Origin of the sequence: Streptomyces beijiangensis (genome assembly GCF_017315755.1) — a bacterium.
Lineage (GTDB): Bacteria > Actinomycetota > Actinomycetes > Streptomycetales > Streptomycetaceae > Streptomyces > Streptomyces beijiangensis.
In genome coordinates this window covers 1-333 of record NZ_JAFLRJ010001615.1, presented here as the reverse complement: position 1 = coordinate 333, position 333 = coordinate 1, and the positions used below count along the sequence as shown (strand labels likewise).

General features: G+C 72.4%; 1 protein-coding gene. It reads right to left on the bottom strand.

Annotation, left to right across the window (positions count from 1 at the left end; genetic code table 11):
• Positions 1-118: 118 nt before the first annotated feature.
• Positions 119-331 carry an SCO4226 family nickel-binding protein gene (locus J0695_RS42910; RefSeq protein ID WP_307798917.1) on the bottom strand — a complete coding sequence of 71 codons (213 nt, stop codon included), beginning with the start codon at positions 329-331 and terminating at the stop codon, positions 119-121.
• Positions 332-333: the final 2 nt, after the last annotated feature.

Genomic DNA, 333 nt, shown 5'->3' with positions numbered 1-333 from the left:
CGCCGACACCGACGCCGTCATCGGCGAGGAGGCGCCGGGCGTCGCCGCGAGAGGAGAGAAGGCCCTGGTTCCGGGGCGGGTGGACGAGGGGCTGCCGGAGGTCGGCGCCTTCGGTGGCTCACCGCGCTGACAACGGCACCGCGTGGATCTCGTCGGCCACGTGGCCGGTCCGTTCGTGGATGCGCTGGACCGCCTCGGCGGAAGGCGCCTCCGAGAGGCAGTAGAGCGTGCCGGACTCCGGGTCCGCCCACGACTGCTGGAAGTGAACGCCCTCTTCCTGCTGTATCGCGAGGTCGGCCGCGTGGGCCTGCTCCAACTGGTCCGCGGTGATGC